The organism is Bacterioplanoides sp. (assembly GCF_965219715.1).
In the GTDB taxonomy this organism is placed as follows: domain Bacteria; phylum Pseudomonadota; class Gammaproteobacteria; order Pseudomonadales; family Oceanobacteraceae; genus Bacterioplanoides.
In genome coordinates this window covers 1,241,274-1,264,737 of record NZ_OZ244785.1, presented here as the reverse complement: position 1 = coordinate 1,264,737, position 23,464 = coordinate 1,241,274, and the positions used below count along the sequence as shown (strand labels likewise).

The following is a 23,464-nucleotide window of genomic DNA, read 5'->3' as shown; positions in this document are numbered from 1 at the left end:
GTGCGGTTTTTATTCCATGCCTTTCCTGTCGTTCACTAAACTTTGAGTCAATTTGGCCGATATGAAACTTGCTTTTGGTAAAAATCGGTCGTTTTATGGCCGCATGTAAAGATAATTAAAATATCGTTCTGTTTTAGTGAGTTTTACTGACAGAGCTGTAACAGGGGAAAGGTGAGATGCCAAAGAAACCGTTCACTGCGGAAGAAATTGTCGCTCAACGTCAACGAATCATGGATAGCGCTTCCAGTGTGATGGCGGAAGTTGGTTTTCATCATTTATCCATGCGTAAGTTGGCGTCACAGCTGGGTATGACGGCAAGTAACATTTACAACTATTTTCCGAATAAAGAGTCGCTGTTTATTCATACCCGTTGCCGCGGTTTTGAATTGGCGTTTCTTGATATTAATGAGCAATTGCGTGTGGGTTACAGCCCGCAACAGGGACTGCTGAGTTTTGCCAGCAACCTGGTGGCCTTTGCCCAGCGTTTTCCGGGTTACTATCAGCTGATGTTTCAGCCGCCGTTATTAAGCCTGGAAGAATCCGATCTCGCCGATCAGGAAGTGCAGCATCAGCTGGGCAGGCTGGTTGATGAATGGCAACAGCACGCGCAGACCTTGCTGGTGGATGCCATTCCTGAACTGGTGGATCAGCCAGAGTCGCGTCAGAAGCAAATGACACTGTTTGTGGTCGCGTCGTTACACGGCTTGATTGATACCTATCGTTATCAGGCATTGCCAGGTTTGGTTGCTGAAACCGAGCTGATTTCTCAGGACATGGTAACGTCTCATGTCAGCAGTTTGCTGATATCGCTGCGCTCGACGCTCGAGACACGAGTACAACAGGCTGCCGCCAGTTAACCACTGTCTGTTAGCCTTCGCCTGTTAGTCTCTTAGTCAGGCGGATGTCTTATCTGGCCGGATCATTCAGTATCCGGCTTTTTTCCTTCCAGCTGGTAAACAAACGCCAGAATTTCCGCAATCACCTGATACATGCTTTCGGGGATTTCATCGCCCAGATCCAGTTGGCTAAGCCAGCGCAGCAGCGATGCATTTTCGTAAACAGGAACTTCATGTTGCAGTGCCAGACCGATAATTGCCTGAGCCAGCTCGTCTTCGCCTTTGGCGCTGACTGTTGGCGCTGAACGGCCGTCATAGCTGAGAGCAATGGCTTCGCTGGCGCTAAACAGGGAGTCGGGAATGCCGTAGGTTTTATTGTTGGAATCATGCTGCATGGTTAAGGCTCAGGTATGTAAATCTACTAGGCTGGTCTGAATATGGTTGCGTTGGGTTTCTGCCAGGAGGCCATGTCGGGCATTTAACGTTTCAACGTCAACGCCCAGCTGTGCGAGTTTGCTGCGCAATGGCTGAAGCTGTTTTTGCAATTCTGCCAATGTTGACGCCTGCGTCGACCAGAATGTCGCTGCCATTTTCGGTAAGGTCATATCAACTTCAACATCCAATGGACCCAGCTGCTTCAGATCGAAATGCAGGTGAATGCGCCAGCGCTGCTTTTGCTTCTTCTGCTCAGTCTTATCGTCCTCTGGTTGCTCTTTAAATATCTGCATCCGCACCTCACTGAGTTGTTGGTCCTGGCGCACCAGAAGCGGGATATTCAGTTGCCATTGGTCTTGTGATTGCTGCAAACGCTGGCTTTGCTCCAGTTCAATCTGAGCCAGTGCCCCCTGCAATAGTCGAAAACCTTCCGGCAGTCGTTCTTGCAGGTTCGCACTGAGTTGTTGCAGATTCTGTGCTGGTTCGTTGTTGGCCGCCCGGGTTGCGTTGATCTGATTCAGCCACAATTGCAGGCTTTTGCTGAGAACGGCTTTCTGATCGCTGTTTTGCAGTTGCTGCAGCTGATCGGACATCAGGCTGAGGCTGGTGGAGAAAACGGTGCTGTCACTGTTGCCCGTTATCTTGCTGGTGGCCGTTGCCAGGGCTGATTCCAGCTTTTGTTTGGTGGCGGCCAGCAGGTCGCTGACGCTCTGGTTACCTGATGTATCGATACCTGCGCGAGATGCCTGTGTACCTGCTTCTGCCGTTTTAGCCTGTGACTCTGATAGGGAAGCTGCCGGTGTTGATGAGGTAGGTGTTGCGGCGGTGGTGAAGGGAGCCGCGGTGGAAGGTGCAGATGTTGCGCTACCTTGCTGCCAAAGTTGCCGGAACAAGCTGGACGCTGTCTGAGGAGCAGCGGAGTTTGTCGCAGAGTTGGTTGTTTGAGTTGCTGAACCTGAATCAGTAAGCGTTTTTGTTGGCTGATTAACACCTTGTGCCACCTGCAGCAATAACTTGGTTAATTTGGCTTCGTAGTTCAAACCGCTGTTATTAATTTGTTGTTGGCTGCCTGTCGCCTCTGTAGCGCTGGTCAGTTGTGCCAGGTATTGGTTAATTTGTTGTTTTACCGCAGACGGGACATCGGGTTTATTTAATAGTTGTTGGATGGTTGGCAATAAGCGAAGCAGGGAAGTGTTACGCCCATTTGTGGCCATTAACGGGTCTTGCAGACTTGTGCTGGCAGCTGATTGCAGTGCAGTATGGTTGCCTTTTTCATACAGCGCGGTGGTTGTGTTGGTTCTGTCAGGTTGAATCAGAATCAGTGGCAGTTTCTGCGCCAGCCATTGTTTCAGGTCCTGGGTGCTGATGTCTTTCGCCAGGTTGAGAGGTTGACCTTTTTGCTCGGATTGCTGCAGCAGGGCGGCGAGGCGCTTCAGGTTGGCAGCGATATCGGCTTCCGAGTGATTGCTTTCGATTTTGGCCGATTGATTGGCGTGTAATGCCGGTGTGATTTTGCCGGATTGTTCTGTTTTGCTGCTGTCGATGGCAATCACCCGAATCTGCTTTACCGTTTCTTTTATAAGTTCTCTGGCTGCTGAGTCGCTGACAGCAGTTTGTTTTGCATCGATTTCTTTCGGTAGCGTTTCTTTGGTCAGTGTGTCTTTGGATGCTTGCTGGGCCTGACTTCGTACAGCATCGCGCGGGGAGCTGCTATCGGGTTGTGCCTTCTCTGGTGATTTCTGGCTGGCAATTAACAGCTGCAGTTTCAGCTCCGCATCCTTGGGCAACGGTTGATCGCTGACTACCTTGAATTGTCGTCCGTCCGCTTCCAGTGTGACCTCATACTGGCCATCACTCGGGCGCTCTCCACTATCAACTACCCGTGCGGTGATCTCCTGCGTACGTAACTGCGAGGATTCCGAAAGGCTACTCAGACGTGCAGCATTCAGGGTGTTCAGTGAAATTAACGGCAGTGCATCGGACATAATTTTGACATCGGCCAAGGTTTACTCATCTTTACCCATGTTAGTTTGCGCGCCTTCGTCCTTAAAGAGCGAATTTGTATATAATGCGCCCGCTTTGATTTTTTTGCGTTTTAGCGGCGTTAAATGAGTCAATTTATCCATAAACAATAAGGGGTCTGTATGACCGCCCCAGGCAGCCACAACATCGATTTACAGGCACGTCAGCTCTATTGCGAGCGCGACGATCGTGTGCTGTTTGAAGGCCTGGATCTGCAATTAGGCAATGGTGAATTACTTCAGCTGGTCGGCCCGAACGGTGCCGGTAAAACCACCTTGCTGCGGTTGTTGGCCGGGCTCAATCGCGATTATGACGGTGAGTTGATCTGGCAGGGTAATAACCTGATTGATGTTTACAGCGAGTATGCCCAGCAACGTTTATACATGGGCCACTTATCTGCAGTTAAAAAAGCCCTGACCCCAATTGAGAATCTGCGTTGGTTAACGGCTGCCTGGCAGGTATCGGAAGATGACTTGTGGCAGGCGCTGGATGAAGTGCAGCTTTACGGTTACGAGCAGACTCCGTGTCAGCAATTATCGGCTGGTCAGCAGCGACGTGTTGGTCTGGCCAGGCTGGCATTGGCCGAGAGTGGTGTTGGACCGATGCCGCTGTGGATTCTTGATGAACCTTTTACCGCTCTGGACAAAGCTGGCGTTGCCTGGCTTGAAGGCCGGCTTCAGCAGCATGTGGAGAGCCAGGGAAGTGTTGTTATTACATCGCACCACGCATTGGAAAACATTGCGTCCCTGCGTCAGCTGGAATTGGGGAGAATTTAGCTCATGACAAGCAGGTGGCCGCAATGAGCCTGGTTCTGGCGACGGTAAAACGTGATTTTCTGCTTGCTGCCCGTAATCCGGGTGAGTGGCTCAATCCGTTGATGTTTTTTCTGATGGTTGCGGCGCTGTTTCCGTTGGCTGTCGACCCTGATCCGAAATTTTTGGGCAAGATTGCCGGTGGTGTTATCTGGGTTGCTGCGTTGTTAGCTACCTTGTTATCGCTGGACGCCTTGTTTAAGGCCGATGTCGAAGACGGCTCATTGGAGCAGTGGCTGGCATCGGGCGAATCGTTATACGCCATGGCGCTGGGCAAAGCACTGGTGCATTGGTGCATCAGTGGCTTGCCGCTAACAATCATGGCGCCGGTATTGGGGCTGATGCTGAATCTGCCTGAAGAAGCGTACCTTGCTTTGCTGGTCAGCCTGGCGATCGGAACCCCGGTATTAAGTTTATTAGGCGCTGTAGGCGCTGCGCTCACTGCTGGCGTTCGCAGTGGTGGTTTGTTACTGAGTCTGTTGATCCTGCCGCTTTATATCCCGGTGCTGATATTTGCCGCCAGTGCGGTTTACCACGCCGGGATAGGGATGGATTACAATGGACAGATTGGTTTTCTGGGGGCAATTCTGGCACTGGCCATGTGTCTGACTCCTTTTGCCGTGGCGGCGGCATTAAAGCTGAATTTATCGCGTTAATGATTTACCGGATTGGATGAGATATGTGGCAGTGGCTGGTTCGTCTTTATCATCGCCTGGGTTCGCCCAAGTGGTTTTATGAAATTACCGAGAAGTGGATTCCTTGGCTGTTAGCCGTTTCTGTTATTGGTGCTGCTGTTGGCCTGGTTTGGGGGCTGGCTTATGCTCCGGCAGACTATCAGCAGGGCAATAGTTTCCGGATTATCTATATCCATGTTCCGGCAGCAATTCTGGCCCAGAGCGCTTATATGATGATGGCGGTTGCCGGCGCTGTGTTTCTGGTGTGGCGTATGAAAATGGCGGCCTGGGTTGCCAAAACCATTGCCCCCATTGGTGCCAGCTTCTGCCTGATTGCATTGCTGACCGGTGCGATCTGGGGCAAGCCAACCTGGGGCACCTGGTGGGTTTGGGATGCACGTTTAACCTCGATGTTGCTGTTGCTGTTTTTGTATTTTGGCGCGATGGCAATCCAGCAGGCGATGGAATCAGAAGAAAGTGGCCATAAGGCCGCAGCGATTTTATCTCTGGTGGGGCTGGTCAATATTCCGATCATCAAATACTCGGTGGAGTGGTGGAACACGCTGCATCAACCGGCCACGATAACACTGACTGAAAAGCCCAGTATGGCAACGGAAATGTTAATCCCTCTGCTGATTATGATTGTTGCTGTGTATGCGTTTTTTGTGCTGCTAGTGGTGTTACGTACCCGTAATGAAATTTTGCTGCACGAACGCAAGCGCAGCTGGGTTAAGAAGATTCTGGAGTCCTGATGCAGTTCGACAGTTTTGCTGAATTTATCGCCATGGGTGGCCATGGTTTTTATGTCTGGTTGGCTTACGGTTTAACCGCAGCCATCATTCTGTTTAACGTTATGGCGCCCGTGATCGCCCGACGTAAATTAATAAAAGAACAGAGCCAGCGTTTACGCCGTGAGCGCGCCCGTTCTGCTAAAAAAAGCCAGGTGGAGAGTAACGATGCACCCACAGCGTAAAAAACGCTTAACCCTGATTATCTTTATGGTATTGGGAATTGGCAGTGCCGTTGGCCTGCTGATGTATTCACTCAGTCAGAATATCAATTTGTTTTTGACGCCTACTCAGATCGCCAATGGTGAAGCGCCTGTAGGCCGTACCATGCGTGCTGGTGGCCTGGTTGTTGAAGGCTCGGTAGAACGGGAAGAAGACGGTCTGGGAGTTTTATTCAAAGTGACGGATGGTGCCGCCGAAGTACCGATTTTTTACGAAGGCATTCTGCCGGACTTGTTCCGTGAGGGGCAGGGCATTGTGGCGCTGGGCAAGCTCGATGAGCAAGGCGTATTCCAGGCTTCCGAAGTGCTGGCTAAGCACGATGAAAACTACATGCCACCTGAGGTCAAGGAAGCCCTGGAAAAAGCACACGTTGATGGTGTGCAGGCAATTAATTCGGCTCGTGAATAAGGCATTCCCATGACAGAGTTTCAGGCTATTGCTCCTGAGTTTGGCCAACTTGCGTTAATTCTGGCCTTAGTAGTTGCTGTATTTCAGGTAATCGTACCGTTGGTTGGTGTGACTGCCCGGCGCGAGTGGCTGATGGCCTATGCCCGACCGTTAGCCACCGGACAGGCGTTGTTTCTGGTGGTGAGCCTGGTGGCTCTGACCTACAGCTTTGTGATCGATGACTTCTCTGTGGCCTACGTCGCTGCAAACTCCAATACTGCATTACCAACGGCCTACAAGGTCAGTGCCGTGTGGGGCGCCCACGAAGGTTCGTTGTTGTTATGGGTTGCGATGTTAGGTTGTTGGGGCCTGGCGGTTGCCTGGTTCAGTAAATCTCTGCCGTTAGATATGGTCGCCCGGGTATTGTCGATCATGGGCATGATTTCAGTTGGTTTTATCCTGTTTACGCTGGAAACCTCCAATCCGTTCGAACGTATTCTGCCGTCACCGCCGCGTGAAGGTGGCGATCTGAATCCGCTGTTACAGGATTTTGGTCTGATCGTACATCCGCCAACTCTGTATATGGGTTATGTCGGTCTGTCGGTCGCTTTTGCTTTTGCTCTGGCGGCGCTAATGGGCGGTCGTCTGGATGCTGCCTGGGCGCGTTGGTCTCGTCCGTGGACGGTGGCTGCCTGGATCTTCCTGACTCTGGGGATCGCGCTCGGTAGCTGGTGGGCGTATTACGAGCTTGGCTGGGGCGGCTGGTGGTTCTGGGACCCGGTTGAAAATGCGTCGCTTATGCCGTGGCTAGTGGCGACAGCATTAATTCACTCGCTGGCAGTAACTGAAAAGCGCGGTCTGTTCAAAAGCTGGACCGTGTTATTAGCCATTTTTGCTTTCTCGCTGAGTTTATTAGGGACGTTCCTGGTGCGTTCCGGAGTATTAACTTCGGTGCACGCATTTGCGTCCGATCCGGAACGGGGTGTGTTTATTCTCGCACTGCTGGGAATCTGTGTTGGCGGTTCATTGTTGTTATACGCGCTAAAAGCACCAACCGTTGCTTCTGTGGGTCGTTATCAATGGATTTCACGTGAGAGTGCTTTGTTGGCGAATAACCTGGTGCTGTTGGTAGCGGCTTTTGCAATTTTATTAGGCACGCTTTATCCGCTGATTATCGACTTTATGGGTATGGGGAAAATTTCAGTAGGCGCTGCTTGGTTCAACACCATGTTTGTGCCGTTATCGGTGCTGCTGAGTTTCCTGATTGGCCTTGGCGCTATGTCGCGCTGGAAGGCTGACAGTCTGCAACGTTTACGCAAAGAATTAACGGCCGCCTTTGTTATTGCTGTGTTACTGGCATTTGCCACGCCATTACTGATGGCCAGCGACATGAACTGGCAGGTAGTGATGGGAATGGCGGTTGCGCTCTGGGTCATTGCTGCCACCAAATGGGATGTCTGGAAAAAATCCCGCGGTCAGATTTCCCGTATTCCAAAATTAGGTCTGAGCTACCTGGGGATGGTAGTTGCGCATATCGGTGTTGGTATCAGTGTGATTGGTGTCACTCTGGTTGCCAATTACAGTGTCGAAAAATCGGTGCGCTTGTCTCCGGGTGAGTCCGCGGAATTTGCCGGCTATCGTTTTGAGTTCGTCGAAAGTGGCCAGATTCAGGGGCCAAACTACACCTCTCAGGCAACCCGTTTTAAGGTTTACGATGGCGACAAGTTGGTCGATACGATGACTCCGGAAAAACGTCGTTACACCGCTCGTGGCACCGTCATGACAGAAGCTGAAATCGATGTGAATCTTTGGCGCGATGTGTATGTCTCCATGGGGGAGCCGTTGCAAAATGGTGCCTGGGGCATGCGGTTACAGGTAAAACCTTTTATGCGCTGGGTTTGGCTGGGAGCCATCTTTATGTCGCTGGGTGGACTGATGGCCATTATGGATAAACGTTATCGTCTGAAAAAAGGCCGTCGTCAGCAGAAGCAAGTGAGTGCCGCTGATGATAAATCCGCCGAGTTACAGGAGCAGAACGCATGAATCGCGCCTTGTTATTTATTCCCCTGGGGATTTTTATCGCCATGGGCGTTCTGTTCTGGATCGGCCTGGGTAAAGAAGATAAAGACGTTTTGCCTTCGCCGTTAATTGGTAAGCCGTTTCCGGAATTTGCTACCAAGGCTCTGGAAAGTGGTGCCGAAATTTCGGCTACCAGTCTTAACGGTCAGCCGATGCTGGTGAATGTCTGGGCAACCTGGTGCCCGACCTGTAAAGCCGAACATGAGTTTCTGAACACGCTGGCAAGTCAGGGGATTCGCATTATTGGTGTGAATTACAAAGACGACGACTTTAAAGCCAAGCAATGGCTCGCAGCTTATGGCAACCCTTATGAATTTAATGTGTCTGACCCGGACGGCAAGCTTGGTCTGGATTTAGGGGTCTATGGCGCGCCGGAGACCTTCCTGGTGGACAGTGAAGGGATTATCCGGGCGAAACACATTGGCGATTTAAATCCGCGGGTGTGGCAAAAACTGAAACCCAAGTTTGATGCGATGCAATAGGAGAGCGATATGAAAGTGTTGTTTTTGTGTTGTTCGTTATTTCTGAGCGCGTTGAGTTTTGCGGTCGTCGAAGGCCATAAATACCCGTTTGATAACCAGCAGGATACTGAACGTTTTAATCAGTTAGCTGAAGACCTGCGCTGCCCGAAATGTCAGAACCAGAATCTGGCGGATTCCAATGCGCCGGTTGCCCGGGATATGCGTGACAAGGTTTACGAGTTGTTGCAGCAGGGTAAAAGCGATGATGAAGTGGTTGGCTATATGGTAGATCGCTACGGTGATTTTGTTCGTTATAACCCGCCGGTTCGCGCCAATACCTTATTGCTGTGGTACGGGCCTGCGATTATTTTCGGTTTTGGTTTATTGATTATTGTACTGATTCGTCGTGGTCATAAATCGGGTGGCAGCAAACCTTTAAGTGATGAAGAAAAAGCGCGGCTGGAAAAATTAAAAGCTGCTGCAGTCAGTGAAGAAAAAGGTCAGAAATTATGATTTGGGCAATTATTCTGCTGTTATTGCCATTGTTGGCCCTGCTGATTAAACCGGTTTTTTATAAACAGGATGTTCAGGTAGTGAGCCAGAGCGAAGAAAACCTGCGTTTATATCAGGAACGTTGTACTGAGTTAGCAAGTACTGACTTAGACGATGAGACCCGTACTGCTTTGCAGCTTGAGCTCGATCGCGAATTTCTGGCCAGTGAGGCCGCGGAGCAACAACTGGAAGGTGATGCCAGCAGCAAAAGCCGTTGGGTTCTGTCGCTATCGTTATTTGTTGCAGCGATTGCTGCCACGCTCCTTTTGTACCAGACCTGGGGGGCGTCGAATGAGTTACGTGCCACCGAATTGTTACGTAAGAGTTCGACTGCTGAACTGAGTGTGCTGGAAAATCAGGAGTTGGTGCAGCGCTTAGAAATGGCAGCTGACAATCACCCACAGGAAGTTGAATGGAAATATTTACGCGGGCGACTGCTGAATGCTTCCGGTGACTTTGCTCAGGCGGCTGATGTATTTGCCGATATTCTGGTGGCATTGCCTGAAGAAGCAAAAGTCGATCGTGCAACGACCATGACGATGTTGGCGCAGGCGCGTTTTTTTGCGGCAGACCAAAAGGCCGATGAACAGAATTATCAGCTGGTTCAGCAGGCGCTGGAAATCATGCCGGATAACCGCCAGGCAATGGGACTGGCCGGTATTTTTGCCTTCGAATTGCAGTACTATCAGCAAGCAATTGCCCATTGGCGCAGTTTATGGATGGGCCTGCCTGCTGGTCAGGAAGCGGCCTATCTGGAGCAGGGGATTCGCCGGGCTGCAGCTAAGCTCGAAGAACAGGGGGAGCAGGCGGATCTGAGCTTCCTGCAGCGTGCGGAAATTAAAGTGCTGGTTGATATCTCGGAGGCAGCCAAACAAGCTGCTAATTCAACGGATGCGGTGTTTGTACTGGCACGTGCTGCTTCAGGTCCTAAGGTGCCGTTAGCCGCGCAGAAAATGACCGTGGCAGATTTACCTCAGGTAGTGACGTTATCGGATGCTCAGGCCATGATGGCCGGTATGAGCATCAGCAACTATGAACAGCTAACGCTGGTCGCACGGTTGTCGAAATCTGGTAACCCGATTGCCCAGCCCGGAGATTGGCAGATTGAAAAATCGCCGGTGAGTAACGCGGAGTCCGAGCTGGTTAAGTTAGTGATCAGCGAGCAGGTGAATTAAATTCTCTTGTTGCATACGAAGCCCTCTTTGGAGGGCTTTTTTATGCCTGTCATAAATGGATGGGGAGCATCTTCTCCGTTGTCATAGCGCCGATATACGACTGTATGGGAAGTTTTGTATTGATGTTTGCCGCCAGCGAGTTCCGTTTTCTTGAAACGAATACACGTTACGGAAAGTTGTGATAAGCGGTCTGATTCAGCCAATTTCCCTGTCATATATGACCTTTTTGTAGCCATTGACCGAGCAAATGCTTTGTCAAGGGTGACACCCGGTTCGAAATCTGTACACTGCGCGCCAATTCTCAACCAACAGTGTTATTAACTGCGAAGATTGACCCATGATCAGTGAAATTATTCGTTCGATTTATCTGAATAAGAAGAATAAGAAACGCGCGGACTTCCGCCCGAAAAACTTCTTTGAAAGCACCAAACGCACCTTCCGTGTTGGCTTGCGTGACATCGACTTTAATATGCACATTAATAACGCCCGCTATATGGTGTTTATGGAACGTGCTCGTTGGGATCACCCGGTACAGACCGCAAGCTGGGATAAAATGTTGGGCAGTAAGCTTAACTTTATCGTTGCTGGTATCGAGATGGGTTACATTCGCGAAATTCGACTGTTTAAGACGTTCGAAGTCGAAACCCGCTATGTTGGCTGGGACGACAAGTATTTCTACATCGAGCAGCGCTTTATTGCCGATGGCAAGATCCACGCTTATGGGCTGGTGAAAGCTGTATTTATGCAACGCGGTAAACTGGCTTCACCGTCTGCTGTTGCAACTCAGCTGAATATCGGAAGCCCGGAAGAGCCACTGCCTGAGCATATGGAGCAATGGCAAAAAATGTCGATCGCTAAGCGCGCGTACTCTGATAACCCGAACCTGGCCAACGTAAAGCAAGAGAAGGATCTGCTTAAGAAAAGCGCCTGATTTATCCTCAAGCTATTTAATAAAAAACGCGGCGATCTGTTACCAGGCGCCGCGTTTTTTTATGGGGTGTGTCATTAGTTAAAGTAATAACTCAGTCCCAGCTTGATACTGTTTGCCGGAACTTTTACCCCTTGTTTGGTTTCCAGTTCTGTCAGGTTCAGAGCGGCCTCTGCATGCCAGTTTCTGTTGATGTGGTATTCCGTACTGAAATTCAGTCCCACTGTATTTTTGTAATGAATAAAGTTTGGTCCGTTATAGTCGGATTTAAAATATCGTTGCTTGCGCTTAATGTCGAAATTCAGCGACGAAATCAGGTGCCAGTTTTTATCCAGACGGTAACCTAAACCGGTATTCAGTATAAAACCTTTGTGACTTTGGTTATTCAGCAGTGTTACACGCGCACCGGCTTTAAATTTGACGAACCAGTGTTCGTTAACAGGGGCATCCACACCTAAGAAGGTGTTAACACTGGATGGAACCTCGGGCTGTCGGTCGTTTCTGCTTCCACTCAGGTGCCTGCCAGGTGATTCTATTTCTGTGTGCCAGAATATTCGGTTCCTGGTGAACCATGGCTTGCTGAGGCTGATATCCAGAGCACTCTGATCGGTGCCTGTGAGTTTAATGGATTTGTAGGTTGGTACAGGGAGGACAATGACTCTTCTGTCGATAACCCAGCTGGTGCAGATGCTGCCTTTAGAATCAGCATAGACGTAGCCGGAAGGGGCAATAATCATATAACGGGCTCTGACAGATAGCTCCATGTGATGTTCGATACGCTTATCACATACCGATAAATTATCACCGATCCCGCTGAAATCGATCGGAATAAAATCCTCATCAAGAATCGTTACCGTCGCAGCAAAAATCTCGTCGTCTATTGCGATGCTGTTAAGAGTAAAGTCCATACCATCTTCGATATCAGGTAATTTTATGGCGTAAACTTTTATTTTCCTTCGCATTTCCGAAGGTAATGTCTGATACGAGTCGGCTGGCAGTTTTCCTTCGGTATAAGGAACAAAATTAAGCGTGGAGTAATCCGGAAAGGTTCCCGGCAGGAAATTACCAGCATGTGAGGGCAGTATCAGTGCGCAGCAGATAAGTAGCAATGAGCGGGAGATGTTGAGTAACATTTTTTAGTCCTTGTAAATGTTCATTCTCATAATAGTGCGACTCACTGAGGACACAAAGTCGATTTGATTGGATTTTTGACCGGATTATTATTTTTGCGAACTGCTGGGGTTTTAATTAATTTTGATTTGACCTGTTCAGCCAGCGTTAATAAACCCGAAGTATACGATTGGCTTATTAATGATGCAGGAAAGGGTATTCAACGGCAGAACCGAAAGCGTCCAAAAACCGGGAAATCAGAAGAGATAAAATGATAACAGCAGCGAACAGCGATGTAATGCTATTCACTGCTGTATTTCTTAATGCCTTATTCGAAATTTTCTTTATGGTCTGGCAACACGCATAGAGGCCATCACCGTTAACACAATTAACAAACAAAACACGATCTGAATGGCGGTTATCGACTGCTGCAGCATCAGGCTGATAAATGCCAGGGTAAAGAATGGCTGCAGTAGTTGTAGCTGACTGATACGGCCAACACCGGCTTGTGCTAATGCCTGATACCAGAATTTAAACCCCCATAGCTGACTGAACAGTGCCAGGTAAATTAGTGCGGCCAAAGGCTGCCAATCCATCGGGCGACGTAATTGCTCAGCTTCTAAGGCCCAGCTATAGCCCCAGGCTAATGCCGACAGCGGTAGGTAAATCACCAGAGTCCAGCAAATGGTTTGCCAGCCACCAATGACTTTTGCAGCTTTCGCTCCGGCACTGTAGCCGATGCCACCCAGCGCTAATGTCAGCAACAACAAACCAAGATGTTGCGCTTCAAACTGAGGAAGCTGGCCCAGATTGGTAACTACATACAGTGCCAATAAACCACATCCCAAAGCCGATAACGTCCAGAATTGAATACCGTGACGTTCGCTATGAATCACACTGGCTAATAGCGATGTCATCAGTGGCAGACCGGCTAACACGACGCCCATATCGGCTGCCGGAATGTGTGTCAGGCTGATGCTGAGAGCGTAAGGAAAGCCCGCAATTACGCCAATACCGGCCAGAAGCAGCCAGGGAATCACACGCTTTTCCGGGAAATTCCAGCCATTAATGTGTACAACAAACCAGGCTAATACACCTGCGATCATAGCTCGACTGGCGGCTATAAACTCCGGGCTGAATGCCGCTAATGCCATCTGGGTTGCTGGAACTGTCAGTGAGAATACGACAACCGCAAATACTGCCTGACTGGCGGCGCTGGCTTTTTTATCACAGCCGCGGGTTGGCAGATGTGGTAAGCGAATACTGTTCAATAAGCTTGTATTGTTCATAAGAGCCTCCTCTGGTCTGTAACAATGGTCAGAACAACGAGGCACAGTGTGCGGCAGTCCGGGATCTTGCGGCAGCAGCACAGTCGTGGAGAAACAGCAGTACAGTTCTGTCATTTTATGCAACTGTACTGGTTAAGATGGATTAAACTGTACTGATCGCCAGTACAGTTTTCTGGCTAAGATATCCGACCTGAATATTGTTAGCTCAGACAGGAAAGAGCCATGTTACAGCGTCAGGCTGATCAGCCTTTATATATACAACTTGCCGACCAGGTCGCCGATGATATCCGGGTGGGCGTTTATGCCGCCGGGAGTAAGGTGCCCAGTGTGCGTAAGCTGGCCGGTCAGCGTGGTGTCAGTATTTCTACCGTGACTCAGGCCTATGCCTGGCTGGAAGATCAGGGCTGGATTACCGCTAAGCCACAATCCGGGTACTTCGTTCGCTCGGATACTGCTCCGGATTTCTCGAATGTGCCGCCACTTTCCCAGGGGGACGAGCCAAGAGATGTAACCAAGGCAGAGTTTATTAACCAGATGCTGGCTCAGATAAATCGCCCGGCCACGGTTAATCTCGGCGCGGCGATTCCCCATATCAGCTGGCTGCCACAACGTGCGTTGCAAACCCATATTCAGAAGGTCAGCCGTTTCCAGGCGGCCGATGTGCTGGATTATATGTTTTCCCCCGGGCTGGAAGACCTGCGGTCACAAATCGCAGTGCGTATGCGTGATGTGGGTGTGCGCAGTACGGCTGACGATATTGTTGTAACGCACGGCTGCGCCGAAGCACTGACACTCTGCCTCCGGGCAGTAACAGAACCGGGAGATCTGGTTGCGGTGGAGTCTCCGTGTTATTACGGCTTCCTGCAGATTGCCAACATGCTCGGGTTAAAAATCATTGAAATTCCCACGGACCCACAACAAGGCATCAGTATTGACGCATTAAAGCTGGCGTTGCAGCAATGGCCGATTAAAGCGATTGAAGTAAGCAGTCGTTATTCCAATCCTACGGGTTCAAGTATTCCCACGGCCAATCAGAAACAGTTAGTGGCATTAGCCAGTGAGTATCAGGTACCAGTGATTGAGGATGATATTTATGGCGATATCGGTTTTCCTACCCCACGAAGCCATTTTCAACCGTTAAATTCGGTACTGAAAACGCACGACAAAGAAGGATGGGTGTTGTATTGCTCGTCTTTTTCTAAAACCGTCGCGGCAGGTTTACGCGTTGGCTGGTGTGTGCCCGGAAGATGGCGGAAAAAAGTGATGGAACGCCAGACTTTTACCACGTTTTCAGCCGCCAGTTTGTCACAGTATGCGATGTTATCGTATTTGCAAAATGGTCATTATGACCGTCATTTACGTCAGTTCCGGGCAAAAGCAGCGGCTAATATGCAACGCTTTGTGCAGGCGATTCGTCAGTATTTTCCCGAGGGCACAAAAATTAATGAGCCTGCCGGTGGTTTTATTTTGTGGTTAAGTTTGCCACCTGGGGTCAGTGCAATGGATCTGCATTATCAGGCGCTGGAGCACTCGATTATTGTTGTGCCGGGGGATTTATTCTCCAATACCGAACATTTTTCCAATTATCTGCGCCTTAGCACTGCCGTTCCGTGGACGGAAGAAATCGATCAGGCCATCAAAAAACTGGGGAAGTTGGTTGCCGATCAGATTAAAAAACTCCCGGCATCGCTTTAAATTGTCCGCAAGGTTGGTTTATTACTGAGTAACTGGCTTAATGTCTGATATCTCATTGATGAGTCACTTATACTGCGTCAGTGAATGGATTAGGCATGGACTGGCGAGTTACTCTTTTTGAATTTTGTTAAACCTCTTTTTTTAATCGGCTTTGTGCTTGCGACATTAAACTCCCAGGCACGTCCTTTGTATTACGGTTCACCGGCCAACGCAGCACCGTTTTCAGTGCATCATCAGGGCAGGGTGGAAGGTTTATGCCATAAGTTGATTACCCAGTTTGCCCAACTGCAAGAGCTCAGCGCTGAAGCCCTGGTAATGCCCTGGAAGCGTGCTCTGGTCGCGGCAGAAAATGGCAAGCTGGATGTTTTATGTGGAGTGTATAAAACACAAGAACGGCAACAATTTCTCAGCTATAGCGAAGCGTTTGCCCAGGAGTACGTTGGTTTGTTTCAGTCGAATGTTCGGCCTTTTCCCTATAACAACTGGCAGAGTCTGGTTCAGGGAGCGGGAGCCACTACCATTGGCGACAGTTGGGGAGGGGAGCTTGACCGTTATATCGAAGAAAACCTCAACGTTACCCGGCTACCGGATCTGAAACAGGCATTTCGTATGTTGTCCGCCGGGCGGGTGGATTATGTTATCGCCACTCTGTATCAGGGAGTCGATGTTGCACGCAAAATGGGACAGCCTGCCGAGCAGGTCGTTGTTGCCAGTCGCAATCTCAATAGTGCGGGCCTGTATCTGGCCTTTAGTCACAAAAGCCAATATGCCGCGCTGTTACCACAGCTCAATGCGTGGTTAGCCAGCACCGAAGTACAGCGGCTGATTCGCCAACATATTCAGCAATTTGAATCTTCGCAGTTGATTGCAGAGCACTGATTGTGCTTCAGGCAAGTTGCAAACGATCGATTCAGCGATCGTCAGATCAATATTTTGCCGGATGCCACTTGGATATCTGAGGCGCCACTCTATACTGTCTGCGCAATATTCCCGCTTCGGGCCACTTATTTCACGGATGTATATTATGCGACCGATTATTCTCTTGTTATTGCTGCTGCCGCTGATCGCCCAGGCAAAGCAATATGATTTCCATGAATGTGGCGCCAGCCGCGACGAGGCAATGACCAACCTGGCAGTTGCTTTGGTGAGTGATGTCATTTCTGAAGCCAGTCAGGGAGCTACCAGCCTGACATTGTTTGGTATTGAAATGGCCAGTCGCAATGATCAGCTGAAGCAACAGGTGAGTACCAATCTCAAATTGACCGACGTAAAAGTAAAGCAGGAAAATGGCCAGTTCTGTGCGTACGTTAATAAAGCGGAACTGCTGGTATCAGCGAAGAATTATTATCAGCAGTCGCGCAATTACAAAATTTCTAATTTGCCAGAAAATGTTCGCCCCAGAATTAAAACGCTGGATAAGTGGTTAGAAGATCTTAAACAAATCCGCTTATTTGGTATTTTATTCTCTTCTGAATTTCCGCGTGGTTGGCAAAAGACGCTTCAGCGTCAGGTTAAAACGCTTACGGACGAACGTTCCGGTTTATATCCGCAGGCAGTTGTGATCCGGGTGAATAACAAACGCAGCAAAATTTATCTGGCAGGCAAAACAATTCAGTCGGGTGAAGAGCGTTATCTGCCGGTTGGCGAATATCAATATCGTGTAATAACACCGGGTTTCTGTGAGGTGTCCGGAGAAGTAACTCTGGATAGCCATAGCGACGAAAAGGTTCAAGTCGACCTGGATGATTATCGCTTACCGGTGATGCAGCTCGGCACAAATAAGCCTAAGCAGGTTCAACTGATGGTCGACGGTAAACGTCGTAAAGCTGGTGAGAGCTTTACCATTGAACGTTGTGATGGAGGTATTAGCGTGGTAGCAACGTTCCGCGATGGCCGCACACAAAGTGAAGACCGCAGTTACAGTCTCAAGCCTGGAGCTGATATCGATGACTATTTCCGCTTTTACAGCACTCAGGATCTGCGCGATTTGCAACAGCTGGCAGACCAGTTCAGCAGTGGTAGTCGCCTGGAAATTAAATACGGTTATTCCTACGTGCCTGATGAGGTTGAGACGCTGGCGGGCAGTGAGTTTGATGGCCTGCATCAGGCACGAATCAATTATTTATTTATGAATAAATGGCTGCGCCATGGTCCGGGTATTATGGTTGCTCAGGCGAAAGGCAAATACAGTGGCGACATTTTGTATAACCTCGGCTTACAGTTGACGAATGTTGGGAAAGGCCAGCCTCTGCATATTTACGGAAAAGTGGCGTTTGTACCTTTTGTTAATATGCAACTGGGTGTTGGTTATCACGAATATGCCAGCGAAGATGGCGAGCGCTTTATCCATAACTTCCCGGAAAAAGCCGGAGATGAAGACGAGGATTTTGCCCGTGATTTTCTGGTGGCACGTTTAGGTGGTGGCCTGGATATCAGCTTGTCGAAGTGGGTGGGTATTCAGTTGTTTGCCGATAAATCTTTTACTCAGGAAAAAACAGCTCAGGCGGGAATTGGTTTAACGCTGAAAATGCCGTAATCCCTCTTTAGTAAAAAGATATAAAAAAAGCGCCGTAAGCAGAAACTTACGGCGCTTTTTTATTGCTGTACGATAAACAAACTTAGTTGTTAGCGTGCAGCTCGTTGTTCAGCTCAATCGCGGTTTTGTTGGTTACACACTGCAGGGCACCTGTGATGGAATCACGACGGAACAGCAGGTCAGATTTACCCGCCAGGTCACGCGCCTTCACAGTTTCAACCACGGCTTTGTTGTCGTCCAGAACCTGAATCTTGCTACCCGCAGTGATGTACAGGCCAGCTTCGACAGTACAACGGTCGCCCAGAGGAATACCGATACCGGCGTTAGCGCCCAGCAGGCACTTCTCGCCGACAGAGATGATGATGTTGCCGCCGCCAGACAGAGTACCCATAGTGGAACAACCGCCACCCAGGTCAGAACCATCGCCTACCACAACACCGGCAGAGATACGGCCTTCGATCATGGAAACGCCCATGGTGCCGGCATTAAAGTTCACGAAACCTTCGTGCATGATGGTGGTGCCTTCACCGATGTAAGCGCCCAGACGTACACGAGCGGTGTGTGCGATACGAACGCCACTTGGTACCACGTAGTCGGTCATACGTGGGAATTTATCAACGCTGTTTACGCTTAACAGTTCGCCGTTCAGACGTGCCTGTAGCTGTGCTTCTGGCAGTTCAGCCAGGTCGATTGCACCCAGGTTGGTCCAGGCAACGTTTGGCAGCAGGCCGAACATACCAGACAGATCAACACCGTGTGGCTTAACCAGGCGATGAGATAACAGGTGAAGCTTCAGATACACTTCTGGCGTGGTGGAAGACTGCTCGTCTTTCTCCAGAATAGTCACAACTACTGGCTTCTGGCTTTCGGTGCAGGCGCGGGCCAGTGCTGCTTGTGCGGCGTCAGCTGCTTCAATCGCGTCTGCGAATGCGCTCAGTTCACCGCCGTCAGCTTCGATTGCCTGGTTGCCACCTTCGTAGCCCAGAGTTTCCTTGGCTGCTGCTACCAGCTCAGCTGCCGGGTTTAACAGAGGCTGCTGGTAGAAAACTTCTAACCACTCGCCTTTACTGTTTTTAGTACCAACGCCGATGGCTAGGGCAAATGTGCTCATTGGATATCCTCAAATAAAAATAGATGTGTCTTGTTAATTCGTTTCTTCGCAGGCTAGTTGTTTAACTGAACAGCTGCTGATATTCGTCGGCCTTAAAGCCCAGTACTTTCTGGGAGCCGGTATCCAGTAGCGGACGTTTGATGATGGACTGGTTCTCCAGCATCACTGTTCTCGCGCTATCACGGTCAATATTGTCTTTTACGTCGTCTGGCAGCTTGCGCCAGGTGGTACCGCGTTTATTGATCAGAGCTTCGAAGCCTAATTCATCCAGCCAGCTATCCAGCTGGGCTTCGCTTAAACCGTCTTTTTTGTAGTCATGGAACTGATAATCAACCCCGTTTTCTTCCAGCCACTTGCGGGCTTTCTTGATGGTGTCGCATTTGCTGGGAGATAAACCATATAATGTAACTTTGCTCATAACTGCTCATCAACCTCGGAAAATTTGGCGTGATTAAAGCATATTCCTATATCAGATTCAGCTCTGTCAGACAGAAACGTGGGGACTCTGTTCGACGCCAGATGCAAATGGCTGAAGATTACGCCAGAGAGCACAATCTGGATCTACAAAGTGACAGTTTCAGGGACATGGGAGTATCCGCCTTTCGTGGAGGTAACTACGCTACTGGTGCATTGGCGTCCTTTCTTGATCTGGTGAATCAAGGTGTCATTGAGGCTGGCAGTTACCTACTTGTTGAGAACTTTGATCGCTTAAGTCGGGAGCATGTTGAAACGGCATTGCAGAATTTTCTGGCTATTATTCAATCCGGTGTTGTTGTCGTTACCTTGAGTGATGGGAATATTTTTAAGGCTGGAGAGATGGACCCGATGCGATTGATGGTAAGCATCATGTTCATGGCACGGGCTAATGATGAGTCACAACAAAAGAGTCGCCGCACCAAAGCCGTTTGGGATAAAAGAAAAGAAGAAGCAAGGGAAACTGGCAAGACGATCTCCAATAGTAACTATCCGCGCTGGCTGGAATTAGATGGAGATAAACTGGTTGTGCGTAAGGACGCCTGTGACGTCTTGAATTGGATGTTCACGCTAGCTAAGGATGGTATGGGCTATGAACAAATTGCTAAGACTTTGAGAGAAAACGGTCACAAGAGCTTCCAAAAACAGTCTGATTGGACTGCTGCTATGGTTGGCTCAGTTCTGAAAAACAAAAGTGTTATGGGAGAGTACCAGCCTCACGTAATGCTAGATGGAGAGCGAGTACCGGACGGTGAGCCCATTCCAAACTACTACCCCCAGGCTATCGAACCCCAATTATTTTTGGCGGTTCAGAACGCGATTAAGAGCCGGAATAAGCGGGGAGCAGGTTACAGAAAAGGTGCTTTTTCAAACCTGTTTATGGGGGTCATTGAATGTGAATGTGGCCGGGCAATGACGCTGGGCGGGCAGTCTAAAACAAATAGCGCGTCTTATCTGCGGTGCCAAACCATCACCTGCAAAGGCAATCTCAGATACCAATATGCGGAGCCGCAGATGTTGGTTGCATTAAGCTCCATCACAAAAGTGATTCAGGGATTTAAGCCAATTGACCACGGTAACGAACTGGCGGAGTTAGAGCTGAGTTTGGAGGCCAAGCAAAAGCGGTTAGCTGAAATGACCGAAATGATGGCTGAATCTCCCTCAGTGACGCTTGCCAAACTTATTACCACGCAAGAGTCGGAGGCTGCAAAAATACAAGCTGAGCGTGATGAGTTGGTACAGCAGCAAGCGGCAGAGCAGGAGAGGGCGGTCACATTACTGACGTTTGAGGAATTAGATACCCCTCAACAAAGAGCCACATTTAACAGTAAACTACGGCTGTATATCGATAGGATTGTGGCGAATAGCGTTTCTAATCCGAATGAGCCAAGAGTGCTGGAGTATTGGGCAACGGTCGATGGCAAATCTCAGGTTATTCTGACCCAAGAATTTGCGTCTCATTGGCGAAAGTCCACCAGCACGGTATACGACCATGATATGCATGTTGTGTCGAAAACTCAGAGTTGTGAACCTTATGTTCTTACGGACTGGATTGAGGAATTTGCAGACTTGGATGAAAACGTGGAGGATGCCTACGGAGACTTAACAGATATTTAAAAACCAGGAGGAAAAAGCCATGGGCTGGGATGAGCATATGATACGATGTTCTGGATGTGGGCAATATGACTGTGAGTGTGGAAGCCAGCAAGATAACGATGATGATGATGATGATGATGATGATGATGAGTAGAGCAAAGCTAGCCCTTGGGAACTAGGGTGTATGTGTGTAGTAGTTCAGACCTGATCTGAATTACTACACTCTAGTCATCTATTGAGTAGAAATAAAATTACTCTCATCTATAGGAACGAAAATCATATCGAAGTTATCGCATGAATCGAAAACAGATTTTAATGCGCGTTTTTCGGTTTCGTCTATAGAGAGCTTGTATTTACTTTTTACTTGCATAACTCTTTTTACAAACCAACACCTGTTTTGGGGGGGCATCCACTCTCCCGCATCTTTTCCACATTTTCCACCTGTATTACATCTATTAATATCTGATGCAGCTAGCGTTAAGTTTAAAGGGTCTACTGAAAACTGGCGTTTTATTTCGTTCGATGCAGAGCATAGTCCACTGTCATGGCCCTCGGATGTGGCTACTATATGCTCTATATCAGTTAGTTTGTCTGTTTCAAAATAGCGCCCTGTATATGGGCCATAAACTTTGCCGTTCATACTTGCAACTATTGAGTCTTCAATACTTTGAGTATATGGGTAGTGCTTTTTTTATCATAAACTGAACACCTATTCTCCGCTCGTACTTCGAGCCCTTGCCATGTTCCTTTAGGTGTTTCTTTCTTTTTGATTATATGGTCAGAAAGAGCCTCAGCACTTGCTATAGATTCACCACATTTGCTTAATGTCGGTGGAGCTGAATCTGGGCCAATACCAAGCTTAGCTAAATTATCACAAGCTGTTTTATCATTAAAATTTTTACAGTTTATTTGATCAATTTCTATGTTGTTTGGATTTATGCAGTTCTTTCCTGATGAAAAAATGATATAGATTATTGAGCACGTAACAAAAAATAGCGTGAAAATCTTATAACCCCAGTGAAGCCCTACAAGAGTTTCGATTAGACTTTCGAAATTTACTTTCATGGGTCATCCTTATTGTTAATGCTTCGGCTGAGAAAATACCAGCTATAAGTCTATCGGGAGTGTTGACTTATAGTTAATAGCGACTGTAAACCTTGCTGGTTAATAAATAAACAATATCTCATAACCAATTTTCAAAATTTATATCATTGTCAATACTGTTAATGGTAATATCTACCGGTGGCTAGGTAAGAAACGCAGGGATTGTAAATGGATGAGCGCGAGCAGCTGATAATATCGGTAGCAAATACGATTAAGGGTTATAGGAAAGGTCAGATTGAAGAGCCAACAACTAATCATGTCGATGAGTGGTTAAAGCAGTTTACCTCTAAAAATCAACTCCCTTTTATAAGAGAGTTCGACCATGTACTACGCAAGAGCTATATCACTCAAGAGAAAGTTAAGCTCTATTTCAGCCATTTGATTAAGAATTACCCATCGCCTCATTGGGATAGTGCTTATGAGTTTTGGTCATCAGCTTGTTTCATGAATATCCAGCTGAGGGGACAAAGCCAGTGTGAGTTACGGGAAGTTATGGCCAGATGCCTTAATCAAGAGCTTGACGTGGACATTAGGCAAGCTGCCTTAGATACAAACACCTTTATATATGTTGATGATGTTATTTTTACTGGGTTGAGACTGAGACTAGATTTAGAGGAATGGATTAAATTTGCACCAGAATTTTGCACAGTCTATGTGGTTACATTGGCACGCCATAGTAGCTCTTACTATGTTCCAAAGCGTATCAGAAATGCAGCGCGTGAATTAGGTAAGAATATCACTGTCTGTTATATCGACAATTTTGTTATCGAGAATCGTCGTTCTAAGCGGAGTGAAAGTGGTGTTTTATGGCCGAGTTTTATTCCCGCAGAGGAGGAACTTCATGATAGATATGACCCTAAGAATATTAGTTTTCCGTTAAGGCGGGTTGCTCGAAAAAGTGTTGAGCCGTTTTCAAGGCAAGATAAGAGGTCAATTTTAGAAGAGGAATTTTTAATCGCAGGAGCTAAGATAGCTGCAAAATGTTCAGACCAATACTGGAAACCTCTTGGTTTTAGTAGGTATGAACCTGGCTTTGGCTCGGTCATAGCTTCTTATAGAAACTGCCCAAATAATTGCCCTCTTGCACTTTGGTGGGGCGATGGCGGTAATAGTGGAAATGCCGCGCTTAACTGGTATCCTCTGTTACCTCGTAATGGATACTAATCGTAAGGAAAGAA

At 48.5% G+C, this 23,464-nt stretch carries 24 protein-coding genes; 16 read left to right on the top strand and 8 right to left on the bottom strand.

Annotated features, from left to right (window positions below; genetic code table 11):
- Nucleotides 1-176 precede the first annotated feature (176 nt).
- The gene (locus ACOQOZ_RS06270; protein WP_420591419.1) at nucleotides 177-857 is read left to right on the top strand and encodes a TetR/AcrR family transcriptional regulator; all 681 of its coding nucleotides are present in this window, start codon (nucleotides 177-179) and stop codon (nucleotides 855-857) included.
- Between the two features lie 62 nt (nucleotides 858-919).
- Here the strand turns inward: ACOQOZ_RS06270 and ACOQOZ_RS06265 are convergent, their stop codons facing one another.
- Nucleotides 920-1,231, bottom strand: coding sequence for an EscU/YscU/HrcU family type III secretion system export apparatus switch protein (locus ACOQOZ_RS06265; protein WP_420591418.1), 312 nt, complete (start codon nucleotides 1,229-1,231; stop codon nucleotides 920-922).
- A 9-nt stretch (nucleotides 1,232-1,240) separates the two neighbouring features.
- Nucleotides 1,241-3,256 carry a flagellar hook-length control protein FliK gene (locus tag ACOQOZ_RS06260; protein WP_420591417.1) on the bottom strand — a complete coding sequence of 672 codons (2,016 nt, stop codon included), beginning with the start codon at nucleotides 3,254-3,256 and terminating at the stop codon, nucleotides 1,241-1,243.
- Nucleotides 3,257-3,415: 159 nt separating this feature from the next.
- On the opposite strand from ACOQOZ_RS06260, the gene ccmA reads away from it, so the two are divergent.
- The 10 genes from ccmA to ACOQOZ_RS06210 all read left to right on the top strand — a co-directional run bounded on the left by ccmA (nucleotide 3,416) and on the right by ACOQOZ_RS06210 (nucleotide 11,374).
- The gene (ccmA, locus tag ACOQOZ_RS06255; RefSeq protein WP_420591416.1) at nucleotides 3,416-4,069 is read left to right on the top strand and encodes a cytochrome c biogenesis heme-transporting ATPase CcmA; all 654 of its coding nucleotides are present in this window, start codon (nucleotides 3,416-3,418) and stop codon (nucleotides 4,067-4,069) included.
- Nucleotides 4,070-4,092: 23 nt separating this feature from the next.
- Complete coding sequence (ccmB, locus tag ACOQOZ_RS06250) at nucleotides 4,093-4,761, top strand: heme exporter protein CcmB (RefSeq protein WP_420591415.1); 669 nt, start codon at nucleotides 4,093-4,095, stop codon at nucleotides 4,759-4,761.
- A 23-nt stretch (nucleotides 4,762-4,784) separates the two neighbouring features.
- Nucleotides 4,785-5,531 (top strand): heme ABC transporter permease, encoded by a 747-nt coding sequence (locus ACOQOZ_RS06245; protein ID WP_420591414.1) that lies wholly within the window; start codon nucleotides 4,785-4,787, stop codon nucleotides 5,529-5,531.
- Complete coding sequence (gene ccmD / locus ACOQOZ_RS06240; protein WP_420591413.1) at nucleotides 5,531-5,752, top strand: heme exporter protein CcmD; 222 nt, start codon at nucleotides 5,531-5,533, stop codon at nucleotides 5,750-5,752. Before ACOQOZ_RS06245 ends, ccmD begins: the two co-directional genes overlap by 1 nt.
- Nucleotides 5,736-6,197, top strand: coding sequence for a cytochrome c maturation protein CcmE (gene ccmE, locus ACOQOZ_RS06235; protein ID WP_420591412.1), 462 nt, complete (start codon nucleotides 5,736-5,738; stop codon nucleotides 6,195-6,197). Before ccmD ends, ccmE begins: the two co-directional genes overlap by 17 nt.
- A 9-nt stretch (nucleotides 6,198-6,206) precedes the next feature.
- Nucleotides 6,207-8,219 carry a heme lyase CcmF/NrfE family subunit gene (locus ACOQOZ_RS06230; RefSeq protein WP_420591411.1) on the top strand — a complete coding sequence of 671 codons (2,013 nt, stop codon included), beginning with the start codon at nucleotides 6,207-6,209 and terminating at the stop codon, nucleotides 8,217-8,219.
- Nucleotides 8,216-8,737: a DsbE family thiol:disulfide interchange protein gene (locus ACOQOZ_RS06225; RefSeq protein WP_420591410.1), complete on the top strand. Its 522-nt coding sequence runs from the start codon at nucleotides 8,216-8,218 to the stop codon at nucleotides 8,735-8,737. Before ACOQOZ_RS06230 ends, ACOQOZ_RS06225 begins: the two co-directional genes overlap by 4 nt.
- Before the next feature lie 9 nt (nucleotides 8,738-8,746).
- Nucleotides 8,747-9,229 (top strand): cytochrome c-type biogenesis protein, encoded by a 483-nt coding sequence (locus ACOQOZ_RS06220; protein WP_420591409.1) that lies wholly within the window; start codon nucleotides 8,747-8,749, stop codon nucleotides 9,227-9,229.
- Nucleotides 9,226-10,443: a c-type cytochrome biogenesis protein CcmI gene (gene ccmI / locus ACOQOZ_RS06215; protein ID WP_420591408.1), complete on the top strand. Its 1,218-nt coding sequence runs from the start codon at nucleotides 9,226-9,228 to the stop codon at nucleotides 10,441-10,443. Before ACOQOZ_RS06220 ends, ccmI begins: the two co-directional genes overlap by 4 nt.
- A gap of 337 nt (nucleotides 10,444-10,780) precedes the next feature.
- Nucleotides 10,781-11,374 carry an acyl-CoA thioesterase gene (locus ACOQOZ_RS06210; protein WP_420591407.1) on the top strand — a complete coding sequence of 198 codons (594 nt, stop codon included), beginning with the start codon at nucleotides 10,781-10,783 and terminating at the stop codon, nucleotides 11,372-11,374.
- A 74-nt stretch (nucleotides 11,375-11,448) separates the two neighbouring features.
- Here ACOQOZ_RS06210 and ACOQOZ_RS06205 read toward each other — a convergent pair whose 3' ends face one another.
- Both ACOQOZ_RS06205 and ACOQOZ_RS06200 read right to left on the bottom strand, forming a co-directional pair.
- Nucleotides 11,449-12,504 (bottom strand): hypothetical protein, encoded by a 1,056-nt coding sequence (locus ACOQOZ_RS06205; protein ID WP_420591406.1) that lies wholly within the window; start codon nucleotides 12,502-12,504, stop codon nucleotides 11,449-11,451.
- Nucleotides 12,505-12,825: 321 nt separating this feature from the next.
- A complete protein-coding gene (locus tag ACOQOZ_RS06200; RefSeq protein ID WP_420591405.1) occupies nucleotides 12,826-13,770 on the bottom strand; it encodes a DMT family transporter in 945 nt (314 codons plus the stop codon).
- A gap of 222 nt (nucleotides 13,771-13,992) precedes the next feature.
- On the opposite strand from ACOQOZ_RS06200, the gene ACOQOZ_RS06195 reads away from it, so the two are divergent.
- From ACOQOZ_RS06195 to ACOQOZ_RS06185, 3 genes are all read left to right on the top strand, one after another.
- The gene (locus tag ACOQOZ_RS06195; RefSeq protein ID WP_420591404.1) at nucleotides 13,993-15,465 is read left to right on the top strand and encodes a PLP-dependent aminotransferase family protein; all 1,473 of its coding nucleotides are present in this window, start codon (nucleotides 13,993-13,995) and stop codon (nucleotides 15,463-15,465) included.
- A gap of 117 nt (nucleotides 15,466-15,582) precedes the next feature.
- Nucleotides 15,583-16,344, top strand: coding sequence for a substrate-binding periplasmic protein (locus ACOQOZ_RS06190; RefSeq protein WP_420591403.1), 762 nt, complete (start codon nucleotides 15,583-15,585; stop codon nucleotides 16,342-16,344).
- A gap of 145 nt (nucleotides 16,345-16,489) precedes the next feature.
- On the top strand, nucleotides 16,490-18,001 hold the full coding sequence (locus tag ACOQOZ_RS06185) for a hypothetical protein (protein ID WP_420591402.1): 1,512 nt from the start codon (nucleotides 16,490-16,492) through the stop codon (nucleotides 17,999-18,001).
- 82 nt (nucleotides 18,002-18,083) lie between these two features.
- On the opposite strand, the gene dapD is transcribed toward ACOQOZ_RS06185, so the two are convergent.
- On the bottom strand, nucleotides 18,084-19,112 hold the full coding sequence (gene dapD, locus ACOQOZ_RS06180; RefSeq protein ID WP_420591401.1) for a 2,3,4,5-tetrahydropyridine-2,6-dicarboxylate N-succinyltransferase: 1,029 nt from the start codon (nucleotides 19,110-19,112) through the stop codon (nucleotides 18,084-18,086).
- 61 nt (nucleotides 19,113-19,173) lie between these two features.
- Complete coding sequence (locus ACOQOZ_RS06175; RefSeq protein WP_420591400.1) at nucleotides 19,174-19,530, bottom strand: ArsC family reductase; 357 nt, start codon at nucleotides 19,528-19,530, stop codon at nucleotides 19,174-19,176.
- Between the two features lie 29 nt (nucleotides 19,531-19,559).
- Here ACOQOZ_RS06175 and ACOQOZ_RS06170 point away from each other — a divergent pair, with 29 nt between their 5' ends.
- Nucleotides 19,560-21,203: a recombinase family protein gene (locus ACOQOZ_RS06170; protein WP_420591399.1), complete on the top strand. Its 1,644-nt coding sequence runs from the start codon at nucleotides 19,560-19,562 to the stop codon at nucleotides 21,201-21,203.
- Between the two features lie 211 nt (nucleotides 21,204-21,414).
- Here the strand turns inward: ACOQOZ_RS06170 and ACOQOZ_RS06165 are convergent, their stop codons facing one another.
- Nucleotides 21,415-21,822 carry a GmrSD restriction endonuclease domain-containing protein gene (locus ACOQOZ_RS06165; RefSeq protein ID WP_420591398.1) on the bottom strand — a complete coding sequence of 136 codons (408 nt, stop codon included), beginning with the start codon at nucleotides 21,820-21,822 and terminating at the stop codon, nucleotides 21,415-21,417.
- A gap of 8 nt (nucleotides 21,823-21,830) precedes the next feature.
- Complete coding sequence (locus ACOQOZ_RS06160) at nucleotides 21,831-22,247, bottom strand: hypothetical protein (RefSeq protein ID WP_420591397.1); 417 nt, start codon at nucleotides 22,245-22,247, stop codon at nucleotides 21,831-21,833.
- A gap of 207 nt (nucleotides 22,248-22,454) precedes the next feature.
- On the opposite strand from ACOQOZ_RS06160, the gene ACOQOZ_RS06155 reads away from it, so the two are divergent.
- Complete coding sequence (locus tag ACOQOZ_RS06155; RefSeq protein ID WP_420591396.1) at nucleotides 22,455-23,450, top strand: phosphoribosyltransferase-like protein; 996 nt, start codon at nucleotides 22,455-22,457, stop codon at nucleotides 23,448-23,450.
- Nucleotides 23,451-23,464: the final 14 nt, after the last annotated feature.